At 56.2% G+C, this 21,724-nt stretch carries 9 protein-coding genes and 1 other RNA gene; 5 read left to right on the top strand and 5 right to left on the bottom strand.

The genetic code is table 11. The annotated features are described in order from the left end of the window. Nucleotides 1-131 precede the first annotated feature (131 nt). From GUC46_RS05930 to ssrA, 5 genes are all read left to right on the top strand, one after another. The gene (locus tag GUC46_RS05930; RefSeq protein WP_160179924.1) at nucleotides 132-11,378 is read left to right on the top strand and encodes a BapA/Bap/LapF family large adhesin; all 11,247 of its coding nucleotides are present in this window, start codon (nucleotides 132-134) and stop codon (nucleotides 11,376-11,378) included. A gap of 100 nt (nucleotides 11,379-11,478) precedes the next feature. Continuing rightward, nucleotides 11,479-12,888, top strand: a complete 1,410-nt coding sequence (locus tag GUC46_RS05925; protein ID WP_160179913.1) for a TolC family outer membrane protein — start codon at nucleotides 11,479-11,481, stop codon at nucleotides 12,886-12,888. Then, on the top strand, nucleotides 12,885-15,071 hold the full coding sequence (locus GUC46_RS05920) for a type I secretion system permease/ATPase (protein WP_160179911.1): 2,187 nt from the start codon (nucleotides 12,885-12,887) through the stop codon (nucleotides 15,069-15,071). The genes GUC46_RS05925 and GUC46_RS05920 overlap by 4 nt, the downstream gene beginning before the upstream one ends. 7 nt (nucleotides 15,072-15,078) lie before the next feature. Next, nucleotides 15,079-16,242: an HlyD family efflux transporter periplasmic adaptor subunit gene (locus GUC46_RS05915; protein ID WP_085951585.1), complete on the top strand. Its 1,164-nt coding sequence runs from the start codon at nucleotides 15,079-15,081 to the stop codon at nucleotides 16,240-16,242. Between the two features lie 72 nt (nucleotides 16,243-16,314). Continuing rightward, nucleotides 16,315-16,678: a transfer-messenger RNA gene (gene ssrA / locus GUC46_RS05910) on the top strand. 117 nt (nucleotides 16,679-16,795) lie between these two features. On the opposite strand, the gene GUC46_RS05905 is transcribed toward ssrA, so the two are convergent. The 5 genes from GUC46_RS05905 to GUC46_RS05885 form a co-directional block, all read right to left on the bottom strand. Further along, nucleotides 16,796-17,014, bottom strand: a complete 219-nt coding sequence (locus GUC46_RS05905; protein ID WP_000980498.1) for an ogr/Delta-like zinc finger family protein — start codon at nucleotides 17,012-17,014, stop codon at nucleotides 16,796-16,798. Between the two features lie 68 nt (nucleotides 17,015-17,082). Beyond that, nucleotides 17,083-18,183, bottom strand: a complete 1,101-nt coding sequence (locus tag GUC46_RS05900; RefSeq protein ID WP_121540356.1) for a phage late control D family protein — start codon at nucleotides 18,181-18,183, stop codon at nucleotides 17,083-17,085. Next, on the bottom strand, nucleotides 18,180-18,665 hold the full coding sequence (locus GUC46_RS05895) for a phage tail protein (RefSeq protein WP_000980407.1): 486 nt from the start codon (nucleotides 18,663-18,665) through the stop codon (nucleotides 18,180-18,182). The genes GUC46_RS05900 and GUC46_RS05895 overlap by 4 nt, the downstream gene beginning before the upstream one ends. Beyond that, nucleotides 18,662-21,598, bottom strand: a complete 2,937-nt coding sequence (locus GUC46_RS05890; protein ID WP_121540357.1) for a phage tail tape measure protein — start codon at nucleotides 21,596-21,598, stop codon at nucleotides 18,662-18,664. The genes GUC46_RS05895 and GUC46_RS05890 overlap by 4 nt, the downstream gene beginning before the upstream one ends. Next, a complete protein-coding gene (locus tag GUC46_RS05885) occupies nucleotides 21,591-21,710 on the bottom strand; it encodes a GpE family phage tail protein (protein WP_001397628.1) in 120 nt (39 codons plus the stop codon). The genes GUC46_RS05890 and GUC46_RS05885 overlap by 8 nt, the downstream gene beginning before the upstream one ends. Nucleotides 21,711-21,724 lie beyond the last annotated feature (14 nt).

Here is a 21,724-nt window from a genome sequence, read left to right as displayed (position 1 = left end):
CATCTGCATGACCTAATCAATGTAATTACATGTGTAAATTCATCTTTATGATGAACGGGGCCCCTGTCTGCTCATTTTCCCAGCTCGCTGTTGCGGATTAATACTCCCGACATGCCATCAGGAGTGAACATATGCGTCTACTCGCCGTTGTATCAAAATTAACTGGCGTTTCCACAAATGTTGAATCCTCTGAAGTTACGCTCAGTTCGCCTTCTATCGTGAAACTGTCAGTGTCGCGTGAGGAGGTAAGTCAACTGACACGCGTTAATCAGGATCTGGTTGTCACACTCCGCTCGGGTGAAACCATCACCATTAAAAACTTCTACGTCGGAAAAGGTGATGCGCAAAACCAGCTTGTTCTGGAAGACAGCAATGGCGCGCTGTGGTGGGTTCAGGATACTGATGGAGCGTTCCACTTCCAGCATTTAGACGATCTCACTCCGCTAATGACTGCCGAGGGAAGCCATGAAGGCGGCGCCGTCTGGCCGTGGGTTCTTGGTGGGATCGCGGTTGCTGGCGGAATTGGCCTTGCCGCAGGTGGCGGTGGTGGAGGTGGCGGCGGTGGAAGCGATAACAACGCCGGAAGCGGTAATGGCAACGGCAACGGTAACGGCGATGGTGGTGGCAACGGTAATGGCGATGGCGATGGCGATGGCGATGGCGATGGCGATGGCGATGGCGATGGTGGCGATCCGCCAACGACAACACCTAACGCACCAGATGTGCCGGTTATTACCAGCGTAATCGATGACCAGGAGCTGATTACTGGTCCTGTTAATCAGCAGGAATCCACCAACGATAATACGCCCACTCTCCAGGGCACCGGCCCCGCAAATGCTACATTGCATATTTTTGATAACGGTGTAGAAATCGGCCAGGTCGCTATCGATGCCAACGGCAACTGGTCGTTTACGCCATCCTCTCCACTCGCAGACGGTACCCACCAGTTTACCGTAAGCGCCTCAGACGGTACGGGCAGCAGCGGCATATCGGACAGTTGGGAGATTATTGTCGATACGCTTGTCCCCGACGCCCCTGTGGTCACAGAAGTAACTGACGATTCCGGTTCCATTAAAGGCTTGATCGGTAATAACGGCGTAACCGACGATGCCACGCCAACGCTCACAGGCACTGGCGAAGCCGGTTCTTACATCAGCATTTCTGATAACGGCATTCTGATTGGTATGGTCCAGGTGGATGACAATGGCAACTGGACATTTACACCGGACACACCGCTTAGCGACGGTGTTCACAATCTGACGCTGACGCAAACTGACGATGCGGGTAACGTGAGCGCGGAAACGAGCGTACCTACATTCACCGTCGATACTACCCCGCCTGAAGGCGCGGTCATTTCCTCCGTTAATCCGGAAGGCACCGAGGTAACCGGTAGTGCAGAGGTAGGAAGCCAGGTCATTATCATCGGTAGTAATAATCAGATTTTGGGTTCAACCACGGTCGGCCAAACCGGCAATTTCGTCATCGCGATTTCACCTTCACAGACGCACGGTGAAGCGCTAATCGCGAAGATTCAGGACCAGGCTGGTAACATCGGGCCAGATACCCCATTCAATGCGACGAACTCGGGCTATCCTGGCGTACCGGTTATCGTCAGCGTGATGGATGACTTCTCCCCATCAACCGGGCCATTGAGCAACAATCAGGCCACCAACGATAATACCCCCACGCTCTCTGGCACTGCCGATGCCAACAGCACGGTGACTATTTACGACAACGGCACAATTATCGACAGCGTACTGGCTGACGGTAACGGTAACTGGACATGGACTTCCAGCTCCCCGTTATCAGATGAGCTACACGCCTTCACCGCCACCGCGACAAACCAGTCAGGTACAGGAGGCATGTCACCAGCGTTCAATATCAACATCGACACCCTGCCACCGTTGCCACCTGATGATCTCAACGTATCTGCGGATGGGACTGTCGTCACCGGAACGACCGAGCCAGGCAATACCGTAGTTATCACCGGCAGTGGCGGAACTCAGATCGGCAGCGGCGTCGCCGGGCCGGATGGCTCATTTACCATCACCATTAACCCACCACAGACCAATGGCGAAACCATTGAAGCCATCGCAACCGATCCGGCAGGAAACCTAAGCCCGCCAGAAACTGCGCTTGCACCAGACATTACCGCGCCACAGCCCCCAACAAACCTGCTAGTTAATGGCACTGGGGACCAGGTCACCGGCAAGGCCGAACCCAACAGTACGGTCAATATTCTGGATCCGGATGGCAATATCATTGGAACAGCAACTGCCGATACAAATGGGGATTTCACCGCAACGCTGGTTCCGCCACAAACCAACGGCGAGACCCTTACGGCAAATGCGACCGACACCGCAGGCAACAAGGGCGACGATGCCTCTGTCAACGCACCGGACACCACCGCACCTGATGCGCCGACAGGCGTCACAGTTGCAGGAAATGGTGGAGCGGTTAGCGGTCACGCCGAAGCCGGAAGTACCGTCACCGTCAAAGACAGCAACGGGGCTCCTATTGGCGTGGGTCAGGCTGACAGCGGCGGCAATTTCACCGTCCAGATCACCCCGTCGAAAATCAACAATGAAACAGTAAACGTCACCGCAACGGACAACACTGGTAACGAAAGCCTGCCAACTTCGGCTGTTGCCCCGGATCTCACCGCGCCAAACCAACCCGTTATCATTGCCGTTACTGATGACGTCGCCGATATCACAGGCTCCATCAATAACAATGGGTTAACCAACGACGATAAACCGAAAATTGAGGGCAAAGCTGAGGCCGGCTCTCAGGTCAAAATTTACGATAACGGAACTCTGCTTACGACCATTACCGCTGATATCAACGGTAACTGGAACTATACGCCCACCTCGGCATTGGGCCAGGGGGCACACGTATTTACAGTGACGGCAACCGATGCCGCTAATAACACCAGCACTGCCGCCAGTTGGAAAATCATTGTCGATAGCATCGCGCCGACAGTGCCAGTCATAACGCTGGTTAACGCTGATGTTGGCAGCAGCGCCGGTAACGCCACGAGCAATGCCTGGATTACCAACGACAACACGCCAACCCTCTCAGGTACCGGTGAGCCGGGCTCGCTCGTGAGCCTTTACGATGGCAGTCTGCTGATGACGGTGATGCTTATCGACAGCTCGGGGACCTGGAGCTATACCGTTCCAACTAATCTGGCGCTCAACGATCGCATCCACCAGTTTACGGTATCAGCAACAGATGCAGCCGGTAACGTCATTACCTCGCCCATCGTAGTCAGTGTTACCGTGGATACCCAAGCACCTGGGACCCCCGTGATTTTGACCGCAACCGACGACGTCGGGAATGCACCAACCGATCTGCCCACCGGTAGCCGTTCAAACGATACCCTGCCGCTGCTGAAGGGGACCGGGACCGTCGACTCCACCATCACTATCTATGATGGCGCCACACTTATTGGAACCGCAACGGTCGTGTCCGGGGGCACCTGGAGTTTCCAGGTCACTCAGCCGCTGAGTGAAGGTCCACATGCGCTGTCGGCTATCGCAACAGATGCAGCGGGTAACACCAGCAGCGCCGGGAACTTCACGCTGACCATTGATACCACCCCACCAGCGGCTCCGGTGATTATCGCCGGTGAAGGACTCGTGGGCAGCGCCACCGTTGCTCTGGCGAACGGCGGTAGTACGAAAAGTACCGCCCCGGCCCTCTCCGGTACGGGCGAGCCGGGCGCAACCATTACTATTTTTGACAATAACGTCAGTATTGGCACCGCCACCGTTCAACCAAATGGAACCTGGACATTTACCCCAGATCCCGTGCTCATCGAGGGGCCACACAAATTCACCGCCACGGCGACTGACGCTGCAGGTAATACGGGGATCCCATCGGCTAGCTTCACTCTGACGGTAGACAATACGCCTCCCGCGCAGCCTGACGCCCCTATCATTACTGACGATGTGGCTCCGGTAACGGGCGTGGTCACGAATGGCAACACCAATGACACCACGCCAACCTTTAGCGGTACAGGGAACGTTGGGGATTTGATTACCGTTTATCTGAACGGCACTCCCCCTTTTCAGGGAACAGCAACAGTAGGTGCAGACGGAACCTGGAGCTTTACTCCATCAGCACCGGTTTCCCCTGGTACTTACCAGATAACCCTTACCGCAACCGATCCGGCTGGCAACGTCAGCCAGCCGTCGAATGCCATAACACTGAACATCGACACGACGCCGTCTGCACCTCCGGTGATTATCGCCGCCAATGATAACGTCGGTGGATCGGTAGGCGATCTCTTGCCCAATGCCGTGACCGATGACGCCACGCCAACCATTCGCGGTACTGGCACTGACGGGGACATCATCACCCTGTATAACAGCGGTGTAGTGATCGGTACGGCAACGGTGGCTGGCGGCACCTGGAGTATTACGCCCGGGACTGCGCTGGCAAACGGCAACTACACGCTGACCGCTACCGCAACCGATGCGGCAGGTAACATCAGCAGTAGCTCAAACAGCATTTCGTTTACGGTGAACACCACCCCGCTCACAGCGCCACTCGTGACGAATATCGAAGATAACGTCGGCGTGATTACCGGTACACTCGGCAATGGAAGCGTGACGGACGATCTCTCGCCCACCGTCAGTGGAACGGGAACACCGGGTAGTACGATCCTAATCTATGATAATGGCAATCTCATCCCGCTAAACATCACGGTGGGAGCCGATGGTAAATGGAGCGTGGACGTTCCGCTTTCTGCCAATGCGCAACATACGCTGACCTTTGGTGCGCAGGATGCGGCAGGTAATAGCCTTCCGGCGGCCAACCCGATCGTTATAACAACCGATACACAAGCGCCGGGCGCCCCCGCTGTAGATACCATAGATAATAACGGTACGCTGGTGAGCGGGACAGCTGAACCGGGCAGTACCGTCATCATCAGAAATGGTACCACGGTACTGGGCCAGGCCGTAGCTGATAGCAATACCGGCGCTTACACCGTCACCATTTCACCAGCGCAGACGGCGGGTGAATCATTGAATGCGATCGCTCAGGATCCAGCGGGTAACCAAAGCGGAGAAACACCGTTTACCGCTGCTACCTCCAGCGTTCCACACCCGCCAACTCTTGAGATCGTGGATGACGTAGCCCCCGGCATGGGCGAAATCGGCAGCGGAAAAACCACCAACGACACTTTACCGCGGTTGCAAGGAACCGCCACGGCAGGGGCTACAGTGACTATCTATCAAAATGGCGCGTCTATCGCCACGGTCACCGCCGATGCGGTTTCCGGCGCATGGAGTTATCAGTTGCTCACCCCGCTAACTAACGGCACAACCTATAACTTCGCAGTGTCACAAATCGTCAACTTAATACCCAGCGGGCAGTCACCCAATTATGCCATTACCATCGACACCACCGCGCCGCTGGCACCGCTCATCACCAGCATTATCGATGACGTTTCACCCGGCAGTGGACCGCTGGATAAAGGACAAATTACCAATGACTCACGCCCGACCTTAAACGGAACCGGCGAAGCAGGAGCAACCATCACCCTCTACGATAACGGTATCGCTTATGCCACAACCACGGTAAACAGCAACGGATTCTGGAGCTTTACCCCGACAGACGCGCTGGGAGAAGGCAATCACCTCTTTACCGCTCGCGCAACCGATGCTGCTGGCAACCAAGGCGATGCCTCCGCTGATTTTCTGATCATTGTTGATACTTTAATTCCGAATGCCCCCTCCATTGTCACAGTCACAGACAACGTTGGCACCATTCAAAACCTGACGTCCGGACAGTCAACTAACGATAATACCCCAACGCTCACGGGCGTTACCGAGGCAGATTCAATTGTCACCATCCGTGATGGCAACACAGTAATTGGCACAACCACCAGCGACGCCAGCGGTAACTGGAGCTTTACGCCAGCCCCTGCGCTCAGTGAAGGCAGCCACTCGCTGACAGCCACCGTCACGGATGGTGCGGGCAACATCAGCCCGGCAGCGCCACCGTTCGTCGTAGTTGTCGATACGCTGGCGCCCGCCGCGCCAAGTATTACCTCGGTCATCGACGATCAGACGGGAAGCACGCTGTTGACCAACGGCCAACTGACCAATGATGCCCAACCAACACTAAGTGGCACGACCGAAGCTAATGCTATTGTCACCATTCGTAGTAACGGAACGATCATTGGCACCGCAAATGCCGATGGCTCCGGTAGCTGGAGCTTCACCCCAACAAACGCACTGGCGCAGGGGGAAAATATCTTTACGGTGACCGCAACGGATGCGGCGGGCAACACCAGCGGAGCTTCTGCCTCGTTCACCGTTTTGGTCGATTCAGTTGCCCCGTCTGCACCAGTAATTCTGACCGTTCAGGACAATACCGCGCCGACAACCGGGCCAATCTCCAACGGGCAAATCAGTAACGAAAGTCGCCCGGCGCTCAGCGGTACCGGTGAAGTTGGCGCGACCATTACCGTCCTGAGCGATGGTCAGCCCATTGGCACCACCATCGTCGGCGCAGGCGGAACCTGGAATTTTACGCCCTCAACGGCATTGGGTAACGGCCTGCATACTCTGACCGTCACGGCGACAGATAGCGCAGGCAATACCAGTCTGCCTTCAGGCGGCTTTACCTACACCGTCGACACACAAGCACCGGCAGCACCAGTGATTACTCAGGTTGCAGATGATGTCGGCCCGCTGACCGGAAATCTGAACAACGGCCAGGCGACAAACGATGCGCGCCCTACCCTCAGCGGTACGGCTGAAGCCAATTCCACGGTGAGAATTTACGATAACGGATCGTTTATCGGTTCAATCACAGCGGATAGTACAGGCGCCTGGAGCTTCACGCCGGGAACCGCGCTTGGCAACGGTAACCACACGCTGACGGTGACAGCAACCGACGCAGCCGGAAACGTTAGCCCAACGTCCGCTGGGTTTAACATCGTTGTTGATACTGTTGCCCCGCTTGCGCCAACGATTATCCAGGCTTTTGATGACGTGGTACCGGGAACCGGAACGCTGTCGAACGGCGCTTACACCAATGATACTCGTCCCGTACTGAACGGCTCGGCGGAAGCCGGTGCCCGGGTAGCCATCTACGATAATGGCACGCTGCTGGCGACGGTGACTGCGGCAGTAGATGGCACCTGGGAATATCTGCCTGCCACACTGGGCAACGGCCAGCATGTCTTTACCGCCATTGCCACGGATGCCGCCGGGAACGTCAGCCCCACCTCAAGCGAATTTATTATCAACGTTGACACGATCGCGCCGTCAGCGCCGCTCCTGACCTCGGTAGTGGATGACGTCGCAGGCGGTGTGTTCAACGCGGGGCTTAGCAACGGGCAACTGACTAACGATGCCCGACCAACGCTCAACGGTACCGCCGAAGCGGGCAGCACCGTCAGCATCTATGACGGCAGCACCCTGTTGGGTACCACGCTGGTGCAAAGCAATAACAGTTGGTCGTTTACCCCAACCACGCCGCTGGCGAATGGATCGCACACCTTCACCGTCACCGCAACCGATGCGGCGGGCAACACCAGCGGCGCAACGGCAGGCTTTAGCGTAGTGGTCGACACCACTGCACCAACGCAGCCATCAATTAGCAGTATTGTTGATGATGTCGGACCAAACACCGGGGCGATTGGCAATAATCAGCCAACCAACGACGCACGCCCAACGTTAAACGGCACCACGGAAGCCAACGCTCGGGTCGATATTTATGATAACGGCACCTTTGTAACCAGCGTAACGGCGGACGGCAGCGGCAGCTGGAATTACACGCCACCTACGGCGTTGGGTCAGGGGACGCATTCCTTCACCATCACAGCAACAGACACCGCAGGTAATACCAGCGGGCTATCATCTGCCTCCGCAATTGTGGTCGATACCGTCGCACCGGGTACTCCAACCGGTCTGGCGGTCAACGCCAACGGCACCACGCTGACCGGCGTTGCCGAAGCGAACAGTACGATAATCATCACCTCCAGCAGCGGAACCGTACTTGGTACCGCAACAGCCAACGCCTCCGGTAATTTCACCTTCACGCTGAGCCCACCGCAAATCAGTGGGCAAACGCTGCTGGTCAGCGCACAGGATGCTGCAGGCAACATCGGCACAGCGGGTAACGTGCTGGCACCGTTTACTGGTGTACCGCCTGCGCCGGTTATTGCCAGCGTATTTGACGACGTGGGCACAATTACAGGTCTGGTCGCGGCAGGTAAAACCACCAATGATACCCGTCCAGCCCTTAGCGGAACGGCGCAGGCTAACGCCATCATCAATCTGTACAACAACGGCGTACTCATGGGTAGTACGACCGCAGATAGTAACGGGCTCTGGAACTTTACCCCATCCGGCGCGCTCAGCGAAGGTAACCACGCGTTTACCGCCACGGCAACAAACGCCAACGGCGTAAGCGGGGCGTCCGGTTCGTTCAGCGTGATTGTGGATACCACGCCGCCGACCGCGCCAACGATACTGATCAGCGCCGATGGCGGTACCATCAGCGGCGTCGCCGAAGCGGGAAGCACGGTTACCATCTCTCTTCCGGGCGGCACCAGCGTGACGGCAATCGCCAACAGCAGCGGTGTCTACAGCGTCAACCTGCCGGTTCGCCAGATTGAGGGTCAGTCGCTGTCCGCCACGGCGACCGATGCGGCGGGAAATACCTCATTGCCAACAAGCGCTATCGCGCCGGTATTGCCGCTGCTGGCTGAAGACAATGTCACCAGTCTGCCTCTACAAACCGATGTCACCGTCAGCACCGAGCATCAAAGCGATTATGGTTTCCTGTTGGTCAATGCGCTGGGAAATGTCGCCAACGTGCTGGGGAACGATACAGCAAGCGTCAATTTCAGCATCGCTTCTGGCGGCAGCGGATCTATTACAATCAATGCCGCAGCGACCGGCGTGGTGCTGTCGCTGTTAAACACGCTTGAAGTCGTCATCCAGCGCTTCGACACCGCGCTGAATGCCTGGGTAACGGTGGTGGATACCGGGAAACCAGACTTTGCCAGCCTGCTCACCCTGGGCGCCTCGGGCGTAACGCTCAATTACAGCGGACTGACTGGCGGGGATTACCGCGTGGTCAGCTACAACACCAACCTACTGGCGACTGGGGCATACACCAGCCTTGATGTCTCGGTAGTAAAAGCCAGCGCAGGGACCATCACCGGTGGTACTACCGAGTCTGGCAATATCATCACCGATACCGATCCCGCCAATGGGCAGGATAACGCCCCTTCCGGCACGCTGGTCACCACCATCACTGACGGTAACGGCAACGTTGTGAATATCCCGGCGGGCGGCATTGATGTGCAGGGAAAATACGGCACCCTGCATATCAATCAGAATGGTAGCTACACCTATACTCTGACCAATACGTCAATCTCAGTGTATGGACGTTCCGAAAGCTTCACCTACACGCTAACGCATGGCAGCGATCACTCCTCGGCAAAACTGGTGGTCACGCTGGGTCAGGCCCCAACCACCAGCACGGTAACGGCGGCAGACGATGTGGCTGCGCTGACTTACGGGACGCAGGTCATCGCAGTCGACAACCATCCATCACAACAAACCGGCTTCACGCTCGCCAGCGTTGGTTTGGGACAATTGTTGGATGTCAGCCTGGTCAACGGTTTGACCAACCCGATTAAATTCAACGTTGATGACGGCGCGACCCGAACGATCACGGTTCAGGCCAACGTACTTGGCGTAACGCTGGGCGGCTTTGATCTCTATGTCTACCGCTTCAACGAGTCTATTCAGCAGTATGAGCAGTACCGGGTACAGCCGAACTGGGTCACCGCCCTGCTGGGCGGCAGCTCACCGGCGTATACCATTACACTGCCGGGCGGTGACTATCTGTTCCTGCTTAATGCTTCCGGCGGCCTGACGCTACTGACCAGCTATACCCTGAATATTCAGGCCGATCACACCTACGCCGTCGACAGTCTGAGTGCAGCAACCAATGGAAATCTGCTGGCCAACGACTCGGCTCCGGCTAATACCGTTATCACCGAAGTTAACGGTGTCACCGTTAACACAACAGGCACTACCACCATTAACGGACAGTACGGCACACTGACTATTGATGCGAAAGGGAACTATACCTACACGCTGAGAAGCGGACTGGGCGCAGACGGTATCAATACGCCGGACAGCTTTGTGTATAAGGTCAAAGCACCAAACGGCGATACCGGCAGCGCGTCGCTGAACATTACGGCAACCCCACAGGCGCTGGATGCCGTAAACGACATCAGCAGCCAGATGGCGGTCACCACCCAGGCCGATACATCCAGGTCGTTTACCGACAACAGCGTTGGGAACGCCAGCTGGAGCGCCCAACTCCTTTCACCCACCTCACAAAATGGTACTGGCGTCATTGAAGTCGCGACGGGAACGGCGGTGCAAAACGCCATACTGCATTTTAACGTCGCTTCAGGTCTGACGCTGGGCGGACTGACCGTCACCTGGGCGCTGTATGACAGCAACAACGTCAAGATTGCCGGTAACTCATTCAATGGCGGATTGCTGATTGGCGGCAATATTGATATTGCCCTCAGCGGGGTAGTACTGCACCCCGGCAACTATCGCCTCGACTATACCGGCAGCGTCGGGGCTCTGGGGCTGGGGAATATCACCATCACCCCCAGCGTGAAAGGCACGATAATCGACCTGCAAAACTTCGAGACTTCCACAGCGAATAGCGTCACCGGCAATATTTATGACGGAGACCATATTGCCAGTGTGCATACCTTGCTAACGGTGAATGGCACGGGCGGCAGCGCCGCCACGCTGGATCCGCTGAGCAGCACGACCAGCGCCATCATTAACGGGTTGTACGGCAAACTGACCATTGGCATTGATGGTCATTACACCTATGCCCTCAACAGCGATGTCTCGCTCTCCACCATCGTCACCAAAGAGATATTTACCTACACCCTTAACGACCTGAATGGCCATACCGATACCGCTACGCTGACCATCAATATGAATCCGCAAGTGGTGAGTACCGTCGATGCCGATCGCCTGACTGGCAGCGCCTACGGCGATACGCTGATTTATCACCTGCTCAATGCCAACGACGCTACCGGCGGTAACGGAACAGCGGACACCTGGACCAACTTCTCGCTGGCCCAGGGTGACAAAATCGATATCGGTGACCTGCTGGTGGGCTGGAACGGGCAGAACGCGACGCTCGGCAACTACCTCACCGTTACCACCAGCGGTAACAACACGGTTATTGCCATCGACCGTGACGGTACGGGCAACACTTATCACTCAACCAATCTCATCACGCTGGAGAACGTACACACCACGCTCGACGAGCTGGTGCAACAAAATCACATTGTGCCCTGAAGTGAACATATAGCGTTAAAGCGCCATAACTACAGCCCCGGATGCGATGACATCCGGGGCAATAACAGTCGTCGCTGCCGTATTTTGTAAGGGATAATCTATGAGAAATGTCGCGCCTGTTGCCCTACTGCTGGCATTAACGTTCTGTACCCTGCGGGTGAATGCCGAAGATGAACCGCAAATTATTACGCCGGAAGGACTGGCCACTAGCCAGATGCTTCCCTCGCTGGACGGCGCGGTTGCCGATCTGCCGCTAAGTGCCGCCGCTCCCGGTAGCCTGACGCTCAACGACGCGGTGAGTCGTGCCGTGAGCTGGCATCCTTCTATTCGTGAATCCATCGGCAAACTGCTCTCACAAAACGAGCAAATCGACGTGGCGAAGTCAAAATATTACCCGCAGGTTTCTGCCGGAATGAACAACGGTTACAGCAATACCTACACCGACCACGGCTTTAGCCCGGCGCTGGTGATTTCGGTATCGCAAATGCTGTACGACTTCGGCAAAGTGGCAAGCCAGGTCCGCGCCGAGACCGCCGGAGCCGCGCAACAGCAGGCGAATGTGTTACTCAGTATTGATACCATCGCCCACACCACCGCCAACGCGATAGTCCAGGTGCAGACGTGGCAGCAAATGGTGGACGCCGCCGAAGAGCAGCTCACCGCCTTAAACGGCATTGGTCGACTGACCCGTCAACGCAATGATGAAGGGGCAACCTCGCTGTCAGACGTGGTGCAAACCGATGCGCGTATCGAGTCTGCACGTTCTCAGTTGGCGCAGTATCAGGCCAATCTCGACAGCAGCAAGGCAACGCTGATGAGCTTCCTCGGCTGGAACTCGCTTAACGGCATCAGCAATGAATTCCCGGTCAAACTGGACAGCAGTTGTGATGTGGTCAAACCGGACGATAAACTGGTTCCCGCGGTCCTGGCGGCCTGGGCGCAGGCGAATGTGGCGCAGGCAAATCTCGACTACGCCAACGCGCAGATGACGCCCACCATCTCTCTGGAACCGTCGGTTCAGCACTATCTCAACGACAAATACCCCAGCCATGAGGTACTCGACAAAACCCAGTATTCTGCATGGGTAAAAGTTGAGATGCCGCTGTATCAGGGAGGCGGACTCACCGCCAGACGCAACGCCGCCAGCCATGCGGTAGAATCTGCACAATACTCCATCCAGCGCACCCGACTCGAAGTACGGCAGAAATTACTGGAGTCCCGCAGCCAGGCGATGAGCCTAGCCACCGCCCTGCAAATTCTACGTCGCCAACAGCGGCTGAGCGAACAAACGCGCGAGCTTTATCAACAGCAATATCTGGACCTTGGCTCGCGCCCGCTGCTCGATGTGCTTAACGCCGAGCAAGAGGTGTATCAGGCCCGTTTTGCTGAACTCCAGACTCAAAACCAGCTGCGCCAGCTCCAGTTGAACTGTCTCTATAACACCGGCTCGCTTCGCCAGGCGTTCGCCTTAAATAATCGCAGCATTCAATCGGTGGAGATCAAGCTATGAGCGACCTCGGTTCACATGCGGATGATGTAATTGGCGAACACGCCCTGAGCCAGTGGGCGCAGGCGATGACGCATATTGCCAATCACTATCGCGTGGCCTGTTCTCCTGGCGCAATCCAGGCCAACGCCCCATGGTTTGCGGGAAAAAGCCGGGCCACGGCCCTGTCGCAACTGGCGCGTCAGGCGGGACTGTCATTTCATGCGCTGAATACCGCCGCGCAGGCGTTCGGTCAATGGCGCCTGCCAGTGGTGGCGGAACTGCGCGACGGCCAACTGATGGTAATAGAACATTTCAACGGCGAAGATACGTTAGATGTTTTCATCATCGCCGAAGAGGGCCAGCGTAACAGGTTAACGATTGCAGAACTTCTGCCGGAGATCGTGAGCATTACCGCGCTGCGCCCGCTGTCGGCGCTGAAGGACAGTCGGGTAGACCGCTATATTTCGCGCTTCAAGCCCGACTGGATGCGCGAACTGGTGTTAAAGGACATCCGCCCTTACCTGCCGGTCATGATTGCCGCCTTTCTGATTAACGTCCTGTCGCTCGCCGGGATTATCTTTTCCATGCAGGTCTATGACCGGGTGATCCCCGCCCAGTCTTATCCAACGCTGTATGTTCTCTCTACCGGTGTTCTGGTGGCGGTGCTGTTTGGCTTTTTGCTGCGCGAAGCGCGTACCCACATAATGGACCTGCTCGGCAAACGCGCCGATATGCGCATTTCCGATCGCGTGTTTAGCCACGCATTGCGGCTGCGCAACAGCGCCGTCCCCCGCTCGACGGGGAGCTTTATTTCTCAACTGCGCGAGCTGGAACAAGTTCGCGAGATGATCACCTCTTCGACCATGTCGACCATTGTCGATCTGCCGTTTTTCCTTCTGTTTATCGTGGTGCTGGCATTTATCGCCCCGCCGCTGGCGTGGATTGCACCCGTCGCGGCCCTGCTGATGATCCTGCCTGGCTTGCTGTTACAGAAGAAGCTGGCTGTGCTTGCCAACCAGGCTGCCCATGAATCCACCCTGCGCAACGCAGTGCTGGTCGAAAGCGTTCAGGGGCTGGAAGACATCAAGCTGATGCAGGCGGAAAACCGCTTTTTACAGCAGTGGAACAGCTATATCCGTATTACCGGAGAGTCAGGGCTACGCACGCGTAAGCTGACTCAAGGGCTGATTGGCTGGGGCATGTCAGTGCAAAGCCTGGTTTACGCCGCCATCATTATGTTCGGTGCGCCGATGGTCATTGAAGGCACGATGACCACCGGCGCCGTGGTGGCGGCTTCAATGCTCGGTTCCAGAATGATTGCCCCGATGGCTAATCTGTGCGGCGTGCTGGCCCGCTGGCAACAGGTTAAGGCGGCGAAGATGGGATTAGACAGCATCATGCAGCTTCCCACCGAAACGCAGTACGACGAAGACCGGGTGCATCAGGAGATTTTTCACGGCCATTATCAGTTTGAGAACGCACACTTTCGCTACCACAGTGACGATCAGCGCGTTCCACTGCGGATCTCGCGCCTGGAGGTCATGCCCGGCGAACGGGTGGCGATCCTCGGGCGTAACGGCGCCGGGAAATCAACGCTGCTACAGGCCATGGCCGGCGGCGTGGAGATTATCCAGGGCGATGTCCGGCTCGATAACCTGAGTCTGGCGCAAATCGATATGGCCGATTTACGCCGCAACATCGGATTTCTCAGCCAGAATGCGCGACTGTTTTTCGGCACCCTACGCGAGAACCTGACCCTCGGCGCACCGCACGCCAGCGACGCACAGATCTTCGAAGCGCTGGAGGTAAGCGGCGCAGCTGCTTTCGTTAAACAGCTCGCCAAAGGGCTGGCGCATCCCATTATGGAAGGCGGCAACGGTTTGTCCGGTGGACAACGGCAGTCGATCCTGCTGGCTAGAATGCTGCTGCGATCGCCCAATATCGTGCTGCTCGATGAACCCAGCGCCTCGCTGGATGAACATACCGAGCGGGAATTTATTCAGCGCCTCAACCAGTGGTTGGGTAACCGCACATTGATTGTCGCCACCCATCGCGTACCGGTTCTGGAACTGGTCGAGCGCGTGGTGGTGTTGAAAGAAGGTCAACTGGTCATGGATGCCCCGAAAGCGCAGGCGTTGAATGCGAGCCGGGCACCTGCCCCAACTCACGGTCGGGAGTGGAAAAATGAAAACCAATCCGCATGATGCCGCCATGGACGACCTCGATATTCGCCGCGAGCACCGTTTTTCCGGGGCCAGCCGCATTATTCTGCTCAGCACGCTGTTGTTTGCCGTCCTGGGTATCTGGGCATATTTCGGCAAGCTGGATGAAGTCTCAACCGGCAGCGGGAAAGTGATCCCCAGCTCGCGTGAACAAGTCTTGCAATCACTGGATGGCGGTATTCTCGCCGAACTGACGGTCCGCGAGGGAGACAAAGTCCAGGCTAATCAAATTGTTGCTCGCCTCGACCCTACCCGTTCAGAGTCCAACGTTGGGGAGAGCGCCGCCCGTTATCGCGCCTCACTGGCCTCCAGCGCAAGGCTCAATGCCGAAGTTAACGATCTGCCGCTGGTCTTTCCCGATTCACTGCGCGCCTGGCCGGATCTCATCGCCTCCGAAACTCGCCTGTATAAAAGCCGCCGCGCACAGCTTGCGGATTCAATGGCGGAACTGCAGGATGCGCTGGTCTCGGTAAATAAAGAATTGGCCATTACTCAGCGACTGGAGAAAAGCGGTGCCGCCAGCCACGTAGAAGTGCTGCGCCTGCAACGCCAAAAAAGCGATCTGGGATTAAAAATCACCGACCTGCGCTCACAATATTTCGTGCAGGCGCGGGAAGCGCTGTCAAAAGCTAACGCCGAAGTAGATATGTTGGCGGCTATTTTAAAAGGACGCGAGGATTCCGTCACCCGCCTGACCGTACGCGCGCCGATGCGCGGTATTGTGAAAAATATCCAGGTCACCACCATTGGCGGCGTTATTCCGCCTAATGGCGAGATGATGGAGATTGTACCGCTGGACGATCATCTGCTGATCGAAACCCGCCTGTCGCCGCGTGATATCGCGTTCATCCATCCCGGCCAGCGGGCGCTGGTGAAGATAACCGCCTATGACTACGCCATTTACGGCGGCCTGGAAGGCGTAGTCGAAACCATCTCACCGGACACCATTCAGGATAAAGTGAAACCGGAAATCTTCTATTACCGCGTGTTTATCCGCACCCATCAGGACTTCTTACAGAACAAACTGGGACGCCATTTCTCCATCGTACCGGGCATGATTGCCACAGTGGATATAAAAACAGGTGAAAAAACCATCGTCGACTATTTAATCAAACCGTTTAATCGTGCAAAAGAAGCGCTGCGTGAGCGCTAAATCCTTGAGGATTAGGGGTTGCGGGGGCTGGTCACGCGTGTCACAAGTCTGTTATACTTGATCTAACACATTGGGGCTGATTCTGGATTCGACGGGATTCGCGAAACCCAAGGTGCATGCCGAGGGGCGGTTGGCCTCGTAAAAAGCCGCAAAAAAATAGTCGCAAACGACGAAAACTACGCTTTAGCAGCTTAATAACCTGCTCTGAGCCCTCTCTCCCTAGCTTCCGCTCTTAAGACGGGGATCAAAGAGAGGTCAAACCCAAAAGAGATCGCGTGGATGCCCTGCCTGGGGTTGAAGCGTTAAATCTAATCAGGCTAGTCTGGTAGTGGCGTGTCTGTCCGCAGGTGCCAGGCGAATGTAAAGACTGACTAAGCATGTAGTACCGAGGATGTAGGAATTTCGGACGCGGGTTCAACTCCCGCCAGCTCCACCAAATAAAACAAGGGGTTACGTGAAAATGTAGCCCCTTTTTCTTTGGTAGTGGCGGCAAAATGGCGACAGAGTGTCGGACTGGCGGCAACAAAAAACCCGCCATTAAAGCGGGTTCTGTTCAGAAACTCATGTGGCCTTGACCACCTTTTCCAGGATGTGGCGGCGCAGAAGAAATTAGATTCGGTTTTATAATGTGCCGTACAAACGTTTCATGAGTAACGAACGTACAGCCACAATTTATATTTTGGCACTGGTTGTAACGTTCTTTTGTCGTAGCTGATACCTGAAAGCTGCTTCTGGTATGTGCTGCATGACCGCACTCTGGACAGTTCATCATCGCTGTTATCCCACCACTCTTGCCGTAGTCGCAATAATGATACATTATTATTCAATATTGAGAACCGATTATTCAATTTCAAGATCATCAATCTTTACTTCAAGCTCCATGCTGGTCGTAAATCCATTATCCGGGCTGACAGAATGCGTCAGGGTGGTAATGGTCCATTCTGCATCATCAATCGGCTGCTTAAACCCCGTCACCTTCACCGGCATTTCCGTATAGAGATCAGCCCGCCCCTCAGCGAGCTGCAGAGAAAATGAAGCAACCCCACGCTGCAGACGTTCCCACTGCATTTTTGCTGCTCGCTCTGCATTGTTCCGGTTGGCGTAGGTACGATTAAGAACCAGCACGTTTTCATCCGTTCCCACCAGATAATCGCCCTGTTTTGCTTCCGGCTCTTTGGGTGTGGTGGTTTTCTTTCGACGACGCTTAACACTGGTTGTCTCTTTTTTCCTGGGTTCACGCGTATGCAACCAGCTGGCAATAACACCGGTGTAGGCACCACGATCAGCAAGGGTGAACCGATGACCGTCACCGGCTTTGCGCGTGATGGTGATAACCGGCAGCGGCTTGCCGCTTGCCGTTCTTCCCTGTCCCTGCCGGATAAACAGCAGGTTCCCGTCCTTAACGGAAGCAATCGCCCCATACTGTCTCGCCAGCTTCATCAGAAAACTTGCATCGCTTTCATTGGTCTGGTCCAGATGATCCAGCGCCTTATCCGTCAGGTCTTTACCCAGCGCCACTTTGAGGTTATGCCGGGCGGCGATTTCCTTTACCACCTCCCCCACCGTTGTCTGATGCCATGATTTTTCGCGCCGTGTATTGAGGGTTTCACGGAAATCTGCGCTACGCGCCCGGATGGTCAGCCGGTCAGGGGCACCGCTGTGTTCAATTTCATCCACAGTAAAAGCCCCTTTAGGGAAAAGCGGCTGGCCTTTCCAGCCCAGCGCCAGCTGAATCACTGCCCCACGTCGCGGCAGGGCGATCAGCCCGTCTGCGTCGTCCAGCTCCAGATCAAGCTGGTCCGCTTCAAAGCCCCGGTTATCCGTCAGCGTCAGACTCATCAGGCGGGTATCCAGCACGGTCGTCACGTCCTTACCTTCAATGACGATACTGAAAGCCGGGCTTTTGCTGTTCAGATTCAGAAGATCAGAATTAACTTTCACTGCAGCAATCCTCCCACCGTGTTCTTAATCCCCCCAATCGCAGAGGCAGCAGAGTCCTGCAGGTTGCTGAGCTGGTCACTCAGGCTCCCGAACATGTCAGACAGCGACTCATCAACCCGTTTGAGGGTGATCGTAAACTCAATGCGCCTGGGCATTCCACTGGCAAAAAACTCCGTCTTTGTCTGGCTCAGACTTTCAATAACAAACATGCCGTAAATGGTTCCGCTGCCTTCAATCAAAGGCCAGGCTTTGCCCTGCTCTGCCATCAACTCCAGCGCCAGCAATGACAGCCTGCCTCCGGTCACTTCCGGCAGCAGAACCCCGGACAGTGTCAGTGAATCATTATCCGGGCCAAGAAACTGCGTTGACGGGCGGCGGTTCACCCGGCTGTTGGCTGCATGTCGCCAGCTGCGCTGATACTGCAGTTCCTGATAAGGGACTGTGCGCAACATAAATACATATAAACCCAGTACCATCATCATGATTCATACCCCCCCTGATCGCTGAAATTGCTGCGCGCTTTTGCCCTGGCCCTGCGTTCCCGCTCGTCAAGCTGCCGTGCCACTTCACGGGCAATATCCTGCGCACTCTGTCCCGGCTGCGCGACGATATGAATGGGCGCATTTATCTCATAACGAATAACTGACGGCGGGCTGTCAGCCTTCACTGGCTGCGTCTGGTATGCCCTCGCAGGCAGGCTGAACGGATGAAGCGGAGCCGCTTCTGCAGGTGTCGCAGCAACCCCCATCACGCCTGCAACGACAGAGGCCAGCGCAGCAGTACGCCGCCTGCTGGTGACATTTGCCGGTCCGTTCACAATTTCAGGGCCATTTTCTCCAACAATGCCAAACTGCCCGCGTGGAATGATCCCGCCCGTGTCGTACATCCCTGCGTAAGCCGGGAACCCGCCTGGCGGCAGCACCACTTTGCCGTCACTGTTCACTGTGGCGGATTGCTGCTGCGTGACCTGCGCAGGCAGTTTCGCCTTTGCCGCCTCCTTACTGACAATACCGAGCTTTTCCAGCAGCCATGACACACCGGATTTAAGAGACTCCAGCGGGTGCATCACCCTATTCAGACCTTCCGCCAGCGCCTCACCAAACCGGCGCCCCATTGCTGCTGCGCTGTTCAGTTCTTCGGAAGTGGATTTAACCGGCGTAAGTAAATCACTGAACCAGCCCCACAAGGCCTGCACCCTGTCACCAATCCACTGGAACATGGGCCTGAGCGGCTCAAAGGCGGCGCTGATGGGCGCAGCAGCGGCTTTGAACCCTTCCACCACGCCCCCCAGAAATGCACTGATTGGCTGCCAGTATTTCCACACAACCAGCGCCACACCAGCCAGCGCAGCCACAACCAGCCATATCGGACTGAGCAGCGCGCCCAGCAAGCCAGAAATGCCAAACAGCGCGCCGCGAAGTAATGCCAGCGGACCAGAAACAAGAAAACGCAACACGCCACCGGCAGCTGTCAGCCCACCCCGCAACGCCGCTAGCGGGTTCATCACCATACCGATAACATTACGGATGCCTGACATACCGGCACGGAACACGGCAAGCGGCGCACCTGCCAGCCATGACAGGGCACCGCCAGTACGTGTTACCGCTGCAGCAACGGAAGGTAATGTTTTTACACCCAGCACAGACAGGCCAAACCGAATCACCGCAATCGGCCCCAGCACAGCAGCCACTGCCACGGCAAGTGTACCCAGCCCGACAGTGACAGCCGCCGTAGCCGCCGCCACTTTCATCAGCGTGCCAGCCAGCACGGGGTTCTGCTCCACCCAGCGACGCAGCGTCCCGGTCACGCCCTTAACCATGCCCATAATATCCATCAGCGGCTGACGCAACGTTTCCCCCAGACTGCTGAAAGCGTTCTGCGCGCCAGTCTTAACCAGCAACCACTGCGCAGACAATGAATCCTTGTTAATGTCGGATTCTTTCTGCATGGAGCCATTAGCACCACTGCCTGATGTGAGTTTCAGCTGACGCTGCAGCTCCGGCAGGTTGTTAGCCAGCTTTGCCGCATCATCACCAAACTCTTTACCAAAAATCATTGTCATGGCTGACAGGCGTTTATCCTGCGGCAGATTGTTGACCTTCTCCAGAACCCGCTGAATGGTGCCCATGGCATCGGTGGTCATCTGCTTTTCAATCTCCGCAGGATTGAGTTTCAGCAGGTTCATACCTTCAAAAAAGCGTTTACTTTGCATGGTGGCAATGGACAGTTCACGCACCATGGCATTAGAGGCACTGGCGGCAATTTCCGGGGCAGCCCCAAGAGAAAGGAATGTTGAACCCAGCGCAGCAGCCTTTCGGAAGTCAAGGCGGTCAGCCACGCCCCCCATACGCTGCAGGACGTTAATAATGTCCCCCCCCTTTGACATGGCGTTATCGTCCAGGTAGTTCAGCGCATCGCCCAGTTGTTCAATATTACGCGTCGGCACTTTATAGAGCTGCGCGATTTTCCCCAGCCCTTCCGCCAGCTCATCGGCGGGCAACTCAAAGGCCGTTGCTGCTTTTGCCGCCGTGGATGCAAAGGCCAGCAGGTCACGTTTCTGGTCTTCGTAAGGATCGTCCTGGCTGGTCACGCCCATGCGCGCGCCGCCTTCAACCAGCGCGGCATAGTCTATAGCACCATTCTCCATCGGCAGCTGCTCACTGGCAGCCTTAATGGCATCCTGCATGTCATAAAACTGTTTTGTACGGTTGCCGTTATCGTCACGAAGCCCGTTTACCTGCTTTGCCACGCCTTTCATGGCATCTTCCATACTGGCATAGCTCTTAACTGCAGCCATAACCGGCGCGCCCATTGCCAGCCCCGCTGCCGTGGTGGTGGCCCCGGCTCCTGCAATGCGATCCCTTACCTCAAGACTCCTGGAGTATGCCGCACGGGCGGCGTGCATTTTTCGCTGTTGCTCCCCGACACGTCGTAACCTTGCTTCCTGTTCAGAAAGCTGCCTGTTATAACGCATTGTTTCACGGGTAATGCGGGCCGTCGCGCTGGCACCATCACTGGCTGAAATACCGGCACGATAAAGCTCTGCACGCACAAGTGCAGTCTGCTGCTGCAGCTTTTTCTGCCGTTCTTCCAGACGCTGAACAGCCAGCTGTTGACGGCCCAAAGCAACAACCTGCCGTTGAGAAGGCGGCCCCATCGCACCCAGCTCATGACTGAGTAAATTTGCACGCTGGCGGGCATAGTTCAGCCGGTCGCCCAGTTTCTGATTTTCTGCCTGTAGCTTTCGGAAGCTGTCCAGACTGCTCCCGGCCTGATCAAGCTGCTTTATTGCATCGCGGGATTTTTTGACAGCAGCAGCCAGCTCTTTTGAGCTGGCCTGCGCGGATCGAAATGGGCGGGTGAGCTTGTCAACCGCATTCAGAATCACCTGCAGACGCAGGCTATTGTCACTCATCGCTGGCCCCGCTTCTCTGAATCGCTTTGTGCCGCCACTCCAGCACCTCAGTCAGCGGCATAACGTCAGTGATGGACGGCGACCAGTGAAAAATGGTGGCGATATCCGCCACCAGGTCATCAATCG

This window comes from Citrobacter sp. LUTT5 (assembly GCF_009905315.1).
In the GTDB taxonomy this organism is placed as follows: Bacteria; Pseudomonadota; Gammaproteobacteria; order Enterobacterales; family Enterobacteriaceae; genus Citrobacter; species Citrobacter freundii.
This window is presented reverse-complemented; position numbering and strand designations above follow the sequence as displayed.

Coding starts and splice junctions, on each gene's coding strand:
- GUC46_RS05930 (WP_160179924.1), top strand. CDS start 132: ATGCGTCTACTCGCCGTTGTATCAAAATTAACTGGCGTTTCCACAAAT.
- GUC46_RS05925 (WP_160179913.1), top strand. CDS start 11,479: ATGAGAAATGTCGCGCCTGTTGCCCTACTGCTGGCATTAACGTTCTGT.
- GUC46_RS05920 (WP_160179911.1), top strand. CDS start 12,885: ATGAGCGACCTCGGTTCACATGCGGATGATGTAATTGGCGAACACGCC.
- GUC46_RS05915 (WP_085951585.1), top strand. CDS start 15,079: ATGGACGACCTCGATATTCGCCGCGAGCACCGTTTTTCCGGGGCCAGC.
- GUC46_RS05905 (WP_000980498.1), bottom strand. CDS start 17,014: ATGATGAACTGTCCAGAGTGCGGTCATGCAGCACATACCAGAAGCAGC.
- GUC46_RS05895 (WP_000980407.1), bottom strand. CDS start 18,665: ATGATGATGGTACTGGGTTTATATGTATTTATGTTGCGCACAGTCCCT.
- GUC46_RS05890 (WP_121540357.1), bottom strand. CDS start 21,598: ATGAGTGACAATAGCCTGCGTCTGCAGGTGATTCTGAATGCGGTTGAC.